Origin of the sequence: Microcoleus sp. B4-C1, from assembly GCF_036705285.1 — a bacterium.
Classification (GTDB): domain Bacteria; phylum Cyanobacteriota; class Cyanobacteriia; order Cyanobacteriales; family Microcoleaceae; genus Microcoleus.
Map to the genome: position 1 here is coordinate 6,915 of NZ_JAUBUC010000110.1, position 13,376 is coordinate 20,290.

Consider the following 13,376-nt stretch of genomic DNA (forward strand, 5'->3'; position numbering starts at 1 on the left):
CTGCAACTGCTGCACCCACAGCGGCTCAAACTGCAACTGCTGCACCCACAGCGGCTCAAACTGCAACTGCTGCACCCACAGCGGCTCAAACTGCAACTGCTGCACCCGCTGATGCCAAATCTAATAAATTGGGCGGTGCGGCGTTAGCAGCAGCCGGAGTAGTCGCCGGAGTCGCCGGAGCTGCCGGTCTGGCTGCGGCGGCGTCAGCACTGAGCTCCGACGACGAATCCTTCGATGAGTTTGAGGAAGAAGCAGTCTCTGATTTCGACCTGGGCGATGACGAGGAAGAAGCAGTCTCCGACTTCGACCTGGGCGATGACGAGGAAGAAGCAGTCTCCGACTTCGACATGGACGATGACGAGGAAGAAGCAGTCTCCGACTTCGACATGGGCGATGACGAGGAAGAAGCGGTCTCCGACTTCGACATGGACGACGATGAGGAAGAAGCGGTCTCCGACTTCGACATGGACGACGATGAGGAAGAAGCCTCGGCTTTGGACGGTCTCGGTCTCGAAGACGATGAGGAAGACGCCGTATCTGACTTTGATATGGGCGACGATGAGGAAGACGCCGTATCTGACTTTGATATGGGCGATGACGAGGAAGATGAAGCCTTGGCTTTGGGCGGTCTCGACCTCGGCGATGACGAGGAAGATGAAGCCTTGGCTTTGGGCGGTCTCGACCTCGGCGATGACGAGGAAGATGAAGCCTCACAATTTGGGACTTTGACCTCTGGAGATCTCGAATCGGGGATTTCCGATCCGTTTGGGGAAGAAGATGCAGAGTTTGTCGCCGAAGAAATACCCGATCCTTTTGGGACAGCGACCTCAGATGACCTAGACATGGATCTGGGCGACTTGGACGATGACGGTATTGACGATTTCTCTGTATCTGATGACGATGACCTCGACGATCTCGGACTCGACGATCTGGGGGAAGCAACTACCGGAGATCCAGATGAAGATGATTTAGATGCTCTAGATCTCGGTGATTTGGATTCCGACGATGAAGATGAAGAAATTTCCGGCTTTTTATCTGATTTTAAGTGAGGTTGTTGCGATCGCCCGCGTCTCTTCTAGTCTTGAAGTTTCCCGCTCTATTTGTGAGTTGTGAGTTGCGAGTTGTTAATTTTTAATTAGCTCCAACTCACAACTGCCAAAAGGCTTTTGGCCTTAGCGAATTGAAGTAAACTAAATCCCTGCTGTGAGGGATTGTATGCCCTCGCGCAGAATTTTTTAGCCAGAATTTTGGATGCTGCGGCTGCTGCGGAAATATTGAGTTTGCTGCATCTATTTTTCTGAGAAATTACGCCAAAACCAGGTATTTCTATTATTGTTCGCTGCTTCAGCGCGATCGCACTTTCACAGGTGTTTCCTCGCCACTGCGCCTGTTCGCGTTCGAGACGAAAAACAACCTGAAAAACCACTTATGCTTGTCCGCAGCAAGAGATGCGATCGCAAAATACAGGTACTTCATCGCTAGGCGAGCCTGTCCTGTTTCAGACGAAAAACAATTTAAATGGAGAAGATTTGAGATATGACTGCTATTACTACTAATGAACCGGAAGCTTTAAACTTTGAATGCGAAACAGGCAATTATCACACCTTTTGTCCGATTAGCTGCGTAGCTTGGCTTTATCAAAAAATTGAAGATAGCTTTTTCTTGGTCATCGGTACCAAGACTTGCGGCTATTTCTTGCAAAACGCAATGGGCGTGATGATTTTTGCTGAGCCTCGCTATGCGATGGCTGAGTTGGAAGAGGGCGATATTTCCGCTCAGTTAAACGATTATGATGAGTTGAAGCGGCTGTGCTTGCAAATTAAGCGCGATCGTAACCCCAGTGTAATTGTTTGGATCGGCACTTGCACCACCGAAATCATCAAAATGGATTTGGAAGGGTTAGCGCCGAAACTCGAAGCAGAAATTGGCATTCCCATCGTCACAGCGCGCGCTAACGGCTTGGATTACGCTTTTACTCAAGGGGAAGATACCGTTTTAGCAGCGATGGCTGCTAAATGTCCTGAGAAAGCGCCCGTGATGGAATCTCAGAAACAAGAACGCAATGCTATCTCTCAACTGCTGAATTTCGGTAAGAAAAAAGAGGAAGTTGCAGCAGATGAATCGGAATATGTCAAGCACACACCGCTGGTACTTTTTGGTTCTTTGCCCGATCCGGTTGTTACTCAGCTAACTCTAGAATTGAAGAAGCAAGGAATCAAAGTTTCCGGTTGGCTTCCTTCCAAGCGCTACACTGAATTGCCAGTCTTGGAAGAAGGTTATTATGTATCGGGTATGAATCCGTTCTTGTCGCGTACTGCTTCTACGTTGATGCGCCGCCGCAAGTGTAAGCTAATTGGTGCGCCATTCCCGATCGGCCCTGACGGAACTCGCGCTTGGATTGAAAAGATTTGCTCAGTGTTGGGGATTGAACCAAAAGGTTTGGACGAACGGGAAGCGCAAATTTGGGCTGGTTTGGAAGATTACCTGCAAATAATTCGCGGCAAATCTGTCTTCTTTATGGGCGACAATTTGCTGGAGATTTCTTTAGCACGTTTCTTGATTCGCTGCGGCATGACTTGCCCGGAAATCGGCATTCCTTACATGGACAAACGCTATCAAGCCGCCGAATTGGCTTTGTTAGAAAAGACTTGTCACGAGATGGGAGTTCCTACTCCTCGGATTGTGGAGAAACCCGATAATTACAATCAGTTGCAGCGGATTTACGAGCAGAATATTGATTTGGTGATTACTGGTATGGCTCACGCTAATCCTTTGGAAGCGCGGGGAATTAATACTAAGTGGTCTGTTGAGTTTACTTTTGCTCAGATTCACGGCTTTGGTAATGCGCGGGATATTTTGGAGTTAGTGACTCGTCCGCTGCGCCGGAATAATTCGCTGAAGGATTTGGGTTGGGGTAATTTGGTGAAGAATGAAGCGAAGGTTTAATCGTTTTTAGCCTTGAATAAAAACCCCGCTTTTTTAAATAAAGCGGGGTTTTTATTCAAAAATTACTGAGATTTTCCGATTAAATGAGTGGTATTAACCGTGAATTAACTATAGACAATAGACACATTGCCAAGCATCTCCCAGATACACTACAAATGCAAAGGTTATTGCAGCGAGGGGGATCTGCTCATGTATTTAACAATGAAGCTACAATGATTAGAGTGGCACAAGCCATAATAGAAAAGGGGGAATTCACAGGCATTATTCGCAATCACGAACGATATGGACTCTACTTTGCCAGCCCAATTGGTTATAGAATTCAGAGTGATGGCAGCCAAATTCCTTTACATTACGGTGAAATTAAAGTGATAGGAGATAAATATCATGTCATCCCCCGTACCCAACCTAGCAAATAACTGGCAGTTTACAGAAATATGGGTTGACCCTACCTCTGTCCCTCCTTATGTTTTGATGTTGCTCGGTGATGATAAAAATAATTTTTGCATTTTCGACCCGACTGAAGACTATAAGATTGTTTTTGCTTGTTCTAGCTATGAGGAAGCAAGGCTTTGGCTGCTTGAAGATGAATATGAGCGGGTTGAAGGGCGGCTCAATGTTGAGCAAGTGGCTTAAGTTATTGATGATGAAAGTCAAGCTTAAATCTCTAGATTATTACTTGAGCCTGAAGTATCCTATCAGTTTTCACCCGGAAGCTGAAGGATACACAGCTATCATAAAAAACCTTCCGGGCTGTATGTCTCAGGGTGAAACTTTATCGGAAGCGATGGAGAATATTGACGAAGCTAGGGAATTGTGGATAGAGACGGCTTATGAGTGCGGCCATGAGATTCCTTTACCTGCTAAAAGTTAAAGTAGGGTGCGTCGCTTCGACAATTCTCGCCACGAAAACATTTATCCCATAGCGACGCACCCTACAGCTATGAGATTCCTTTACCTTCAATTGTCTAGACTCGCAAGTTACAAAATCTTGTGTATGCTCTCAACAACTTGCTCAAGAAAATCAACCGCTTCATTAACTAATAGTTCATCAATAGGCCAGCGATTCCCTAATGATAAAGTAGGATCTATATCTGCTTCATGTGCAATCTTATTCCGGCGATCGACAATCAGAATTAGTTGTTGTTTTATATCTCGCTCGGACATAACCATGTTAGTAGAAACTTCTTCCCACAACTTTTTATCGCAAATCAGCCGGATAGCATCAGCTATAGCAATTGGCTGCTGAAAACTTTTGTAGCTGTGGCGCTGTCTAATTTCATCTTCTAGCCAGGAATCAATATTTTGTCCTGCGTTTATACCAGCGCGAGCGTTACCCAGTGAAATTTGAAACCGCGAAAATGCTGGAGGTTCAGGACGTTGGCCTCGGTGAATTTCTAACATTCCTATCCTAACAACTTCGTGAATATAATAGTCCAAAGCGCTAACCGCTAGAACAAGTGCAGCTCTGAGCATATCTGAAAGATCGAGAACACTACTAGCTTGAGCTTTTAGAGAATTATGCACAGCAATTAAATCGCGAACGCGGGTAATACTGATGCGAAATAGATCAATTGCTGACTGCATGGCACGTTAACCCAATAACTCTGTCTGCTAGTTTGGAAAAAGCTTCTCTGAAGGGTTTTTGTGCTTTTAGAGCATCTGTTAAAACTATACCACTCTGTTCTATTTGCTCAGAGGTGAGGGCAAAAACTGGTGTTTGATGCTCTTGAGACTTAGCAATAAGGCTGTTAAAGTCAGAAATTTTTGCAAGGCAGAAGTCACTGCCAATTCCTTGAGAATTGTACATCTGATTATTTAGTAGCATATTATTTATTTGCAAAGATGGTACTAATCTAGTAGAAACAGCTTCTTCAATGGCATTTATCCACTTCTGAAAAGCAGCAGCGGGTTCTTGACGTATTATTCGATAATTTTGAACTACAGTCCCAAGAAAGCGCGGTGTAACTTTTGGAAATGGATAGGCAGCATCTTGCAAAATCCTCATTTCAGAAGCTTTTTGAGCCCAAGCATACCATTTTGGCAAAATTGTTGCCAAAGAATCGATCGCCATTACTGAAAAAAAGTCAGGACTGGTAGGAAGTATAAAAAAATCACTGGTCATCAGTAGATTTTGATTGATTGAGCTTAAACTTGGACTCATATCAATCAAAATATAATCTGCGTTAAACTTATCTGCTGTTTTTTGCAAAAGATAAGAAATTGAACCGGGTAAGTTTTGCAGTGCTTGAATTGAACCACTTAGCTCTTGTGCAATGCCTAATGTTACCTCGTATTCAGCAAGTCCCACATGACCGGGCAACAAAAACAGACCATCACACCCTTCTACTGGCAAACAATCTACAGCTTCAATTAGCTTAGGCCTTGATTCAAATGCAGGTGCTAAGCCTGATTTAATATTCTGGTTTTTTTGATATAATCCCTCTAATTCTTCCTTAGTTGAAAATCCCAAAACCATTCCTGTCAGGTTACATTGCGGATCTGCATCCACTATGATTACTTTTTTTCCCTTGGTGGCTAACATCCATCCTAGATTAAATGTAGTGGTTGTTTTGCTAACGCCGCCCTTGTGATTAAATAGAGCTATTTTCTGAACCATCTTTTTTTATACTTTTGGGGAAGTCAGTACCTGAGCTATAACTAAGGCTATGACTATTATACAGTCAGGGATGAAAGGGCGCACTTTTTCCCCAACTTTTCCAGAATCCCAGCCCACACGCCCGTAACACGATCGCAAGTACGATCGCCTATAATCGAAACTAGCCCAACTCTCATCAGTTGAGAAACCGCCATGAGTCAAGACAAGGAAAAAATTAGCTATTCAGAGAAAACAGAACGTCTCAGAGTTATCGGTCAGTTTATCAAAACTGTGACACCGATGATTTGGACGATCGTAATTCTCGTAGTCATCATTCCCCTATTCGGTAACTTTCTAATTTCCCAGTCACTAACCAATACCGGAACCACAGCAGTTGTAGTCTCGCCGCCACACGATTTTAGCAAAGTCAACCAAGACATTAAAAACGCCATCCAAAAATCCCATATAACAGCAGAAACTTTCGCATCAAAAGAGTTGGACAAATGGGAAACCGAAGTAATTGCAAGAGTTGACAATAGTTTCCTCGATTGGTACTTTGATTACTTCAATCAAAAAAAGATGGAGTTTACCGTACCTTTTAATTTTGTGAAATCTGCCGTACTCAACAGATTTGATATGACAGCAGCATCTCGTGCTGTTTCCGAAAAATTAACCGAAGATTTTCAAAGAGAATTTGCTAACCGGGTGCTGGTTCCCAAAAACGCTCAACTGCGATTTCAATTAATCACTCAAGATACTGCTAATTTGTACATATCAGAAGTTAGCAAGAATGTGAAAGTAGTGCAAAACAATTATAATATACCGCAAGTACAGTGGGACAAATATCTGAACGATATTGCCACCACAATTAGCGACAAAGGAAACGTCTCGAATTTATCATTAAAAGTATTAGTTGGCGGTAGCGGTTACTTGGTTGCTAAACCCTTAATTTTGGGAGTCGCAGCTAAAGTTGGTAGTAAAGTTACGGCAAAAGTTGCCAGCAAAGCCGCCGCCAAGGTAGCCACAAAAACAGGCGGTACAGTTGCTAGTCAGTTGGGAGTAAGTTTAATCGATCCGATTGTCGGCATCGGAATTATCATTTGGGATTTGTGGGATTACAATCACACAGTCAAAGTAGAAAGACCGATTTTGCGGGAACATATTGTAGAATACTTGAAAGATGTCAAAAAGTCCCTCCTCACAAATCCTGAAAGCGGGATTATGGCAGCAATTTATCAGTTGGAAAGCGGTATTTTGAAGTCACTTTAATCATTTAAATCGCGTCTAAATGATGTGTGTAAATCCCCGAAAAGTGGTAAGATCCACTGCAAGAAGGAAAGAGGGGAGACCAGCAGTTAGTGCCAGCAGCGGGCCCTCCGACTCGCTACTGTGCGCGATCGAACACCCGACTGTGGGCGATCGCGCTCATGTAGCAAAAAAAGATAAAAAAATGAATATTAAATGAGGCAAAAAAAGAGAGTATGTTGGGACAAAAAGAAGAGTTGCAAAACTTTATTTTCCCTATATATATCGCGTCATCGAAGATAAAACAAGGTTTTCGACTCATATTACACGGATTAAGTTGTCGCCCTTTTAAAAAAATTAGCTGTTGATTATGACTTGTGGCATTTACAGCATAAGAATTTAAAATCTCCGATTGACAGAGGTAGAGTTCGGGGGGGAGTGCGTTTTACCGATGAATCTCTACGGCGAGGTTTGTAGGGATTTTCTGAAGTATTTGACGGAGTTGTTTTAGTTCAAAAAGGCATAACTTCTCAGCCGGAAGTTTTGTCGGCTTGGTCGAAATTGCGACAAGAAATCGAACTGTTGATGAAATAGTCGAAAATCAAGGATCGAGTCGGCAGTTGCGATCGCCCGCTGAGACTAAAATCAAGTAAATTTGCAAGTATTGGTCGATCGACCCATCCTTACTCGACTATATTTGGATTCAAGGTTTGCTATACTCCAGAAATATACACATATTAACCTTTGCAAAATCAATAGGCCGGAGCTATGACATCCTATGCAACCTCTACAGCAAGAGCCGAGATGAGTGAGATCCGGCGCTTGAAAAACATACTGCCCCCAGAACTCCAAAGTTGGGTAACAGTAGAAAAAACAATAGAAGTTAATCCTACCCTGATCCGCAGCGAAGAAATAGGCAAAGACCAGGTAGAAATCCAAATAGACCTGATCCGCTGGGAACAGCTAGCAATGGATCAGCGGAACCTCCTATTTTGGCACGAAGTCGCCAGAATCCAAAACGACACCATCCCCAGAGACGGTTGGGAAATGGCAGCCCTCGCCATTGGTTTAGGCGGCGCTGTCGGCGAACTTTGGGTGCAAGACGGCTTGCTGCTGTTACTAGCCCTATCCCTGTGCGGCGTCTCCGGCTGGAGACTTTACCAAAAAAACAACGGAGAGAAAAGTTTAAAAGAAGCAATAGACGCCGACGAAAAAGCCCTCGCCCTGGCAACCCGCTTCGGTTACACTCTCCCAAACGCCTACAAAAGCCTCGGCAGCGCCTTAAAAACCTTAATCGAGCAAACCTCCAAAAAACAGCAGCGGGCTAAATACGAAGCTCGTCTCCAGGCCCTCAAACGCAACGCAGCCAAAGCCAAAGCCAAAGTCAAACCCATCACCCGCGAAACCTCTCAGTCAGAAAACGTCTACAATTCTTAAGCTCATCCCCTCGACGCTTGTTACGGGGGTTTTCCAGTTAACCGTTAACTGTTGACTTCTGTGTTAGCTGTTAACTGTTAACTGTGATGGCTATCGGGTGCAAGACACGCACCAAAATGATTAACGACAAGATTAATCTGCCTGAATCCACAAAAATCTTGATTCCGATGTCAAAGTTTGGCCGCGACGGTGTTCAAAAATCTTTAGGCCAAAACTGGCACTGGTAGACTCAAGTCTATTTTTGCCTTTGATATCATTCTCGGTGGGCGAGTTGGCAGGCATTTTTGTAAAGTTTGTATAAAGCTAGCCTTTTGTTAACCATAATATTTGGTAAAGGTGGAGCTGCTAGGACAGAATAGGCTAAAGACATCAGCTTGAAATTTGAAACCAGGACTTCATGGTCAGTCAAACCCCAGAGGCAGATTTTCGGGTAACGTACTCGGACGAGATTCCCTCAGTTCACATACCCGTGCGCTTGAGCGTACTTGAAGCCGTAAACTTCAAGACAACCTGTCAGCAACTTTTTTCGGGCAGCACCGTTCCCAGCAAGATTGTCCTAGACTTCAGTCAGACGACATTCATCGACAGTAGCGGGATAGGTGCTTTAGTCAGCAATCTGAAATTTGCCAAACAGCGAGAGAGTGACTTGGTGCTCCGAAGCCTCAAGCCGCAGGTGATGGCAGTATTTGCTCTCACCAGCCTAGATCAAGTGCTGACGATCGAGCAGCCCTCTCCAACCTCAACTCCCACAGAGACCAAGCCCTCGGACAATCAGCTACCGATGACCCACCCTTCAGTGCAATCGTGGGTGAAGCGGCTGATAGATATCGTTGGGGCAATCGTCGGTTTGATAATTACAGGAATTTTGCTCGTACCCATAGCTGCAGCCATCACTATCAACGATCCAGGCCCGATATTTTTCGGTCAAACCCGCTGTGGCTGGATGGGCAGACAATTTCGGATTTGGAAATTTCGATCGATGTGTACCAACGCCGAAGCCATGAAAGACCAAATCAAAAACCAGGCTTCTGGCGCATTTTTCAAAAATGACAACGACCCGCGGATTACTAAAGTCGGGCGCATCTTACGCAAAACCAGCCTCGATGAACTGCCGCAGTTTTGGAACGTGCTCAAAGGCGAAATGAGTCTAGTCGGCACCAGACCGCCTACCCCAGACGAAGTAGAGCGCTACGAAGTCCCTCAGTGGCAGCGTTTGGATGTCAAACCCGGGATGACAGGGGAATGGCAAGTCAACGGTCGCTCTCAAGTCCGCGATTTTGAAGATGTCATCCGTTTAGATTTAAAATACCAACAAAACTGGAGCCTGGTGTATGACCTCAAACTAATTGTCAAAACTGTAACAGTCCTGTTTAACAAAAATAGTGGCGCTGTGTAGGAACCCTCAACAACCCACCGCTGAACTTTGAGGTGGTGTTGCCGACGGGGGGCGGGAACTCGAACTCGATACTTAGTCAAGCAGACGATCGCTAGCGATACCTACGTTAGCATTAAGTGTTAAAATTCACACGCCCAGAAAATGCACAGCTAGTTGCCAGCTCTGCAATCAGAGCATTAATAATTAGCAATTGACGAGTTCGAGTCATACTCGAATGATCCCAGCATGATTTTCGAGGACGAGAAGAACTCACCTGTGTTTAGAAAAGTAGCGACTGCTAACACAGTCGAAGCTTAAATCACTGCCTCCCAAGCTGACTCGGAAATTTTCCCTATTTAAACGCCCTACCGAGGCGGGTTACAGTATCGGAAGTCTCTCATTTGCTGTGCGAGTAAATGGTGCGAAAGGAATGCTCACCTTGAGGCAAAACGGGCTTCTTCAACTCAAGCTTGACTTAACTAATATGTTGCCAAGACCTTGCCCTCCTTTTTCTCTCCCTCCGGCGCTGAGTACAGCGGTGGTGGGGGCCGACCTGGGGGAAGAAAGATGAAAGACAAGCAACCAAAGGCCGAGTGGCACCTGCAGGTTGAAACAGACCTGAATGCTTTAACATCCGTTTTGGAATGGTTGGAGAATATCGTTTTGCCCATGATACCAGCGGATTTTTGGTGGCAGTGCCGACTGATAATCAACGAAGGCTTTACAAACGCTGTCCGCCACGCTCACCAGAACTTGCCCTCCACAACGCCCATAGACATTGAGGTAAAAGTGTTTGCCGATTACTTAGAAATTAGGATTTGGGACAGGGGTCAACCCTTCAACTTAGAAGCAAAGCTGCACTCGATTATGCAAGAGCAGCGCGATCCTTTGGACAGAGAAGGAGAAAGGGGACTGGTGTTCATGTACAAGCTCACAGACGACCTTCGGTATATCCGTACCGACGATCGCCGCAACTGCCTGGTAATGCGAAAAAACATTAGCTGAGGGCGCGATACCCGCCCGGTAAGGGCGGCTTCTTTCGCAAGCAGTGGAAGATCCCCTCGCTCCCTATTGTCCTACCTGGAACCCAACCACATCGTCTGCAATTCTGCGGGTGCAGGCTCGATGCACGCGACTGGAGGACAATTTGCTTCAAAATAAATATTATGCGTATTCTAATTTATTCCTATAACTACTATCCAGAGCCGATCGGCATTGCCCCCCTGATGACAGAACTAGCGCAAGGCTTAGTCAAGCGCGGCCACCAAGTCCGAGTCGTCACAGGAATGCCCAACTATCCGCAGCGCCGGATTTATCCGCAATATGAGGGCAAATTTTACCTCACCGAAGAACACAACGGCGTCACCATTCAGCGCAGCTATCTGCGCGTCAACGGCCCCCACCCCAGCCTCCTAGACCGACTTGTGCTAGACGGCAGTTTTGTAGTCTCCAGCGCCGTCCAAGCCTTCAGAGGCTGGCGTCCCGACGTGATTTTCTCGACCATGCCCCCTTTACCGATTTGCGTCCCAGTCGCCTTTTACGGCTGGATTCGCGCTTGCCCGATCGTCCTCAACGTTCAGGATATCGTCTCAGAAGCAGCCGTGCGCGTCGGCTTGGTCAAAAAAAACGGACTGCTAGTTGGCATTGCTGACGCCTTAGAAAAATTTGCCTACAACACAGCCAGCCAAGTCAGCGTCATCGACAGCGGTTTTGTCAAAAAATTGCACTCTCAGGGAGTACCCCCGGAAAAAATAGTTTGCGTTCCCAATTGGGTTGATGTCAATTTCATTCGGCCCTTACCCAAGGAAAGTAACTCATTTCGAGAAACTCACAAACTCAAGGGCAAATTTGTCGTTCTCTATGCTGGCAATATTGCCCTAACTCAAGGCTTGCAAACAGTTGTCCAAGCAGCGGCTCGTTTGAAACACATAACCGAAATTGCTTTTGTAATTGTGGGGGAATCAACAGCACTGGCGCGCTTGCAACAAGATTGCGAAACTTACAAAGCTAATAATGTAATGTTGCTACCATTTGAACCGCGAGAAAAATTGCCGGAATTGTTAGCTGCTGCTGATGTTAGTTTAGTCGTACAAAAGCGTCGCGTTACTAACTTCAATATGCCTTCAAAAATTCAAGTAATTCTCGCCAGTGGTCGGGCAATTTTGGCGTCGGTTCCCGAAACTGGTACGGCCCAGAAAGCAGTGCAGCAAAGCGGTGGCGGGGTGGTGGTAGCGCCGGAAGATCCGCAAGCTTTGGCTGAGGCTGTTGAGGATTTGTACCTGCACCCTGCTAAGGTGGATGCCTTGGGCGAGCAAGGCAGAAATTATGCTGTAGAGAATTACGGATTTGAGGAAGCTTTGAATCATTATGAAGCTTTATTTGCGGCGGTGGCAGCGAGTCATGGTGAGAAAATATTGGAGCCTTTGCCGAAATGATCGCTAGGGGCGATCGCTCCGGTAAATGAAATCGATCCAGTTGACAAGATAAAATTAGTAAGATGGGTGTAGAATAGCAACTTAGGAATGAAAAATCAATAAATTGATGAGTTATCGGTTATAATGAATATAATAAAAAAAGTGTGAGATTACAATTTTCACTCCTAGACAGATAGACTCACAACAGATTTTTCTACTTAACTATTCTAATTAACTTTTAAACTCATGTTTTATTTAATTCAATTGACTCATAAATGATAAAATTTTATAAATCATTATCAGAAAAGGATAAAATAAGGTATGCAGCTTTCTTAAACTCAAAAATTAGGGTGGGGTGGAATTAGCTATGTAATGCAACTTGTGGGATGCAGTCGAAATACCCTCATCAAGGGATTGGAAGATTTAGAAAAAATGGACGAACCGACACTCAATAGTTCCAGGATCAGAAAGAAAGGAGGGGGAAGAAAAAGTATTCTGTCTACTCAAATAGGCATTGAGGCAGCCTTTTTATAACTTTTAAAAAATTCACAGCCGGATACCCGATGAATGAATCAAAGAAACTAATTTGACGCATAAAGAAATAGCTTCTGGATTACGGGCGGCAGGTTTTACCATTAGTCTCCCGTTAGTTGCCAAACTATTAAAAAAGCATGGGTATGTGAAACGAAAAGCTCAAAAAAAACAAACAATAGAAATCAATCAAAATCGGGACGATCAATTTAAAAAAATTGCTAGACTTCATGCAGAGTATAGAGAATCCAGCAATCCTATCCAACCGTTTTGATACCAAAAAGAAAGAAATTTCAAGAATTTTGTATCGTCTGGGAACTCTCTATACAAAGGAACCTGTCACTACTTTCGCTCATGATTTTTGGAGTTTAGGTCACGGCAAAGTAATTCCCCATGGAATTTATGATTGTTAATAAAATCGAGGATAGATAACATTAATAAATAGTAAATATACCAGTTAATTAGCCTGTGACTCTTTAAAAAACTGGTAGGATAATTATGGTAAAGCTACCTAAGCTGTGGAGCATTTAAACCAGTAACGAGGCTTGTATGGTGCGTCAATAGATTTTAGATTTTAGATGAAAGAATTGACCCCACGTATAAATGCGGGGGGGTGAGGGTTTTCGATTTGAGATTTTGGATTGATTCCACGGATAAATCACGTGGCGGGTACCATAAAAAAATTCGTTGTCAGGAGTGAACACTTACGCGCTTATGCGGGAAACACTTCTGTAATGACGCACCTTACCTGGAGCGTTAATGGATTAAATGCTCCACAGCTTAGGAATGAGAATTAAATAACTACCACTCTTGAAAGTGGGATGGGCGTCCC

18 protein-coding genes are annotated in these 13,376 nt (G+C 44.7%); 13 read left to right on the plus strand and 5 right to left on the minus strand.

The genetic code is table 11. The annotated features are described in order from the left end of the window. Positions 1-1,049: hypothetical protein (locus QUB26_RS27895; RefSeq protein WP_333320602.1), on the plus strand; the 1,049-nt coding region annotated here is incomplete at its 5' end. A gap of 86 nt (positions 1,050-1,135) precedes the next feature. On the opposite strand, the gene QUB26_RS27900 is transcribed toward QUB26_RS27895, so the two are convergent. Next, positions 1,136-1,426 carry a hypothetical protein gene (locus QUB26_RS27900; RefSeq protein WP_333245641.1) on the minus strand — a complete coding sequence of 97 codons (291 nt, stop codon included), beginning with the start codon at positions 1,424-1,426 and terminating at the stop codon, positions 1,136-1,138. A 110-nt stretch (positions 1,427-1,536) separates the two neighbouring features. Between QUB26_RS27900 and QUB26_RS27905 the strand changes: the two genes are divergently transcribed. The 4 genes from QUB26_RS27905 to QUB26_RS27920 all read left to right on the plus strand — a co-directional run bounded on the left by QUB26_RS27905 (position 1,537) and on the right by QUB26_RS27920 (position 3,817). After that, a complete protein-coding gene (locus QUB26_RS27905; RefSeq protein ID WP_199292772.1) occupies positions 1,537-2,946 on the plus strand; it encodes a ferredoxin:protochlorophyllide reductase (ATP-dependent) subunit N in 1,410 nt (469 codons plus the stop codon). An 83-nt stretch (positions 2,947-3,029) separates the two neighbouring features. Next, entirely contained in the window at positions 3,030-3,362 is a 333-nt protein-coding gene (locus tag QUB26_RS27910; RefSeq protein ID WP_333245638.1) for a DUF6972 family protein, read from the plus strand. After that, entirely contained in the window at positions 3,331-3,579 is a 249-nt protein-coding gene (locus QUB26_RS27915; protein WP_106148613.1) for a hypothetical protein, read from the plus strand. Before QUB26_RS27910 ends, QUB26_RS27915 begins: the two co-directional genes overlap by 32 nt. Then, positions 3,560-3,817 (plus strand): type II toxin-antitoxin system HicB family antitoxin, encoded by a 258-nt coding sequence (locus QUB26_RS27920; RefSeq protein ID WP_333245634.1) that lies wholly within the window; start codon positions 3,560-3,562, stop codon positions 3,815-3,817. The genes QUB26_RS27915 and QUB26_RS27920 overlap by 20 nt, the downstream gene beginning before the upstream one ends. Before the next feature lie 107 nt (positions 3,818-3,924). On the opposite strand, the gene QUB26_RS27925 is transcribed toward QUB26_RS27920, so the two are convergent. The 3 genes from QUB26_RS27925 to QUB26_RS27935 are packed head-to-tail and all read right to left on the minus strand — an operon-like array spanning position 3,925 to position 5,757. Continuing rightward, entirely contained in the window at positions 3,925-4,530 is a 606-nt protein-coding gene (locus tag QUB26_RS27925) for a HEPN domain-containing protein (protein WP_333245631.1), read from the minus strand. Next, positions 4,514-5,563: a ParA family protein gene (locus QUB26_RS27930; protein WP_333245629.1), complete on the minus strand. Its 1,050-nt coding sequence runs from the start codon at positions 5,561-5,563 to the stop codon at positions 4,514-4,516. Before QUB26_RS27930 ends, QUB26_RS27925 begins: the two co-directional genes overlap by 17 nt. 56 nt (positions 5,564-5,619) lie before the next feature. Beyond that, positions 5,620-5,757 (minus strand): hypothetical protein, encoded by a 138-nt coding sequence (locus QUB26_RS27935; RefSeq protein WP_333302733.1) that lies wholly within the window; start codon positions 5,755-5,757, stop codon positions 5,620-5,622. Here QUB26_RS27935 and QUB26_RS27940 point away from each other — a divergent pair. From QUB26_RS27940 to QUB26_RS27950, 3 genes are all read left to right on the plus strand, one after another. Further along, positions 5,756-6,811: a hypothetical protein gene (locus tag QUB26_RS27940; RefSeq protein ID WP_333245626.1), complete on the plus strand. Its 1,056-nt coding sequence runs from the start codon at positions 5,756-5,758 to the stop codon at positions 6,809-6,811. The genes QUB26_RS27935 and QUB26_RS27940 overlap by 2 nt on opposite strands. 43 nt (positions 6,812-6,854) lie before the next feature. Beyond that, positions 6,855-7,007 carry a hypothetical protein gene (locus QUB26_RS27945; protein ID WP_333245623.1) on the plus strand — a complete coding sequence of 51 codons (153 nt, stop codon included), beginning with the start codon at positions 6,855-6,857 and terminating at the stop codon, positions 7,005-7,007. A 548-nt stretch (positions 7,008-7,555) separates the two neighbouring features. Next, positions 7,556-8,224, plus strand: a complete 669-nt coding sequence (locus QUB26_RS27950; protein WP_333056576.1) for a DUF3318 domain-containing protein — start codon at positions 7,556-7,558, stop codon at positions 8,222-8,224. 132 nt (positions 8,225-8,356) lie between these two features. Here QUB26_RS27950 and QUB26_RS27955 read toward each other — a convergent pair whose 3' ends face one another. Further along, positions 8,357-8,506 carry a hypothetical protein gene (locus tag QUB26_RS27955; protein WP_333320604.1) on the minus strand — a complete coding sequence of 50 codons (150 nt, stop codon included), beginning with the start codon at positions 8,504-8,506 and terminating at the stop codon, positions 8,357-8,359. Between the two features lie 115 nt (positions 8,507-8,621). On the opposite strand from QUB26_RS27955, the gene QUB26_RS27960 reads away from it, so the two are divergent. From QUB26_RS27960 to QUB26_RS32120, 5 genes are all read left to right on the plus strand, one after another. After that, positions 8,622-9,620 (plus strand): sugar transferase, encoded by a 999-nt coding sequence (locus QUB26_RS27960; RefSeq protein ID WP_333245620.1) that lies wholly within the window; start codon positions 8,622-8,624, stop codon positions 9,618-9,620. Positions 9,621-10,166: 546 nt separating this feature from the next. Next, positions 10,167-10,604 (plus strand): ATP-binding protein, encoded by a 438-nt coding sequence (locus QUB26_RS27965; protein WP_333056578.1) that lies wholly within the window; start codon positions 10,167-10,169, stop codon positions 10,602-10,604. 161 nt (positions 10,605-10,765) lie between these two features. Beyond that, a complete protein-coding gene (locus QUB26_RS27970) occupies positions 10,766-12,034 on the plus strand; it encodes a WcaI family glycosyltransferase (protein ID WP_333211975.1) in 1,269 nt (422 codons plus the stop codon). 565 nt (positions 12,035-12,599) lie between these two features. Further along, positions 12,600-12,818: an ISAzo13-like element transposase-related protein gene (locus tag QUB26_RS27975; RefSeq protein ID WP_333320606.1), complete on the plus strand. Its 219-nt coding sequence runs from the start codon at positions 12,600-12,602 to the stop codon at positions 12,816-12,818. After that, positions 12,775-12,957, plus strand: coding sequence for an ISAzo13-like element transposase-related protein (locus tag QUB26_RS32120; protein WP_445299647.1), 183 nt, complete (start codon positions 12,775-12,777; stop codon positions 12,955-12,957). The genes QUB26_RS27975 and QUB26_RS32120 overlap by 44 nt, the downstream gene beginning before the upstream one ends. Positions 12,958-13,376 lie beyond the last annotated feature (419 nt).

What these genes read in the sequence shown, in the direction of transcription:
- QUB26_RS27905 (WP_199292772.1), top strand. Translation starts at nt 1,537, where the DNA reads ATGACTGCTATTACTACTAATGAACCGGAAGCTTTAAACTTTGAATGC.
- QUB26_RS27910 (WP_333245638.1), top strand. Translation starts at nt 3,030, where the DNA reads ATGAGTGGTATTAACCGTGAATTAACTATAGACAATAGACACATTGCC.
- QUB26_RS27915 (WP_106148613.1), top strand. Translation starts at nt 3,331, where the DNA reads ATGTCATCCCCCGTACCCAACCTAGCAAATAACTGGCAGTTTACAGAA.
- QUB26_RS27920 (WP_333245634.1), top strand. Translation starts at nt 3,560, where the DNA reads ATGTTGAGCAAGTGGCTTAAGTTATTGATGATGAAAGTCAAGCTTAAA.
- QUB26_RS27925 (WP_333245631.1), bottom strand. Translation starts at nt 4,530, where the DNA reads ATGCAGTCAGCAATTGATCTATTTCGCATCAGTATTACCCGCGTTCGC.
- QUB26_RS27930 (WP_333245629.1), bottom strand. Translation starts at nt 5,563, where the DNA reads ATGGTTCAGAAAATAGCTCTATTTAATCACAAGGGCGGCGTTAGCAAA.
- QUB26_RS27940 (WP_333245626.1), top strand. Translation starts at nt 5,756, where the DNA reads ATGAGTCAAGACAAGGAAAAAATTAGCTATTCAGAGAAAACAGAACGT.
- QUB26_RS27935 (WP_333302733.1), bottom strand. Translation starts at nt 5,757, where the DNA reads ATGGCGGTTTCTCAACTGATGAGAGTTGGGCTAGTTTCGATTATAGGC.
- QUB26_RS27950 (WP_333056576.1), top strand. Translation starts at nt 7,556, where the DNA reads ATGACATCCTATGCAACCTCTACAGCAAGAGCCGAGATGAGTGAGATC.
- QUB26_RS27955 (WP_333320604.1), bottom strand. Translation starts at nt 8,506, where the DNA reads ATGCCTGCCAACTCGCCCACCGAGAATGATATCAAAGGCAAAAATAGA.
- QUB26_RS27960 (WP_333245620.1), top strand. Translation starts at nt 8,622, where the DNA reads ATGGTCAGTCAAACCCCAGAGGCAGATTTTCGGGTAACGTACTCGGAC.
- QUB26_RS27965 (WP_333056578.1), top strand. Translation starts at nt 10,167, where the DNA reads ATGAAAGACAAGCAACCAAAGGCCGAGTGGCACCTGCAGGTTGAAACA.
- QUB26_RS27970 (WP_333211975.1), top strand. Translation starts at nt 10,766, where the DNA reads ATGCGTATTCTAATTTATTCCTATAACTACTATCCAGAGCCGATCGGC.
- QUB26_RS32120 (WP_445299647.1), top strand. Translation starts at nt 12,775, where the DNA reads ATGCAGAGTATAGAGAATCCAGCAATCCTATCCAACCGTTTTGATACC.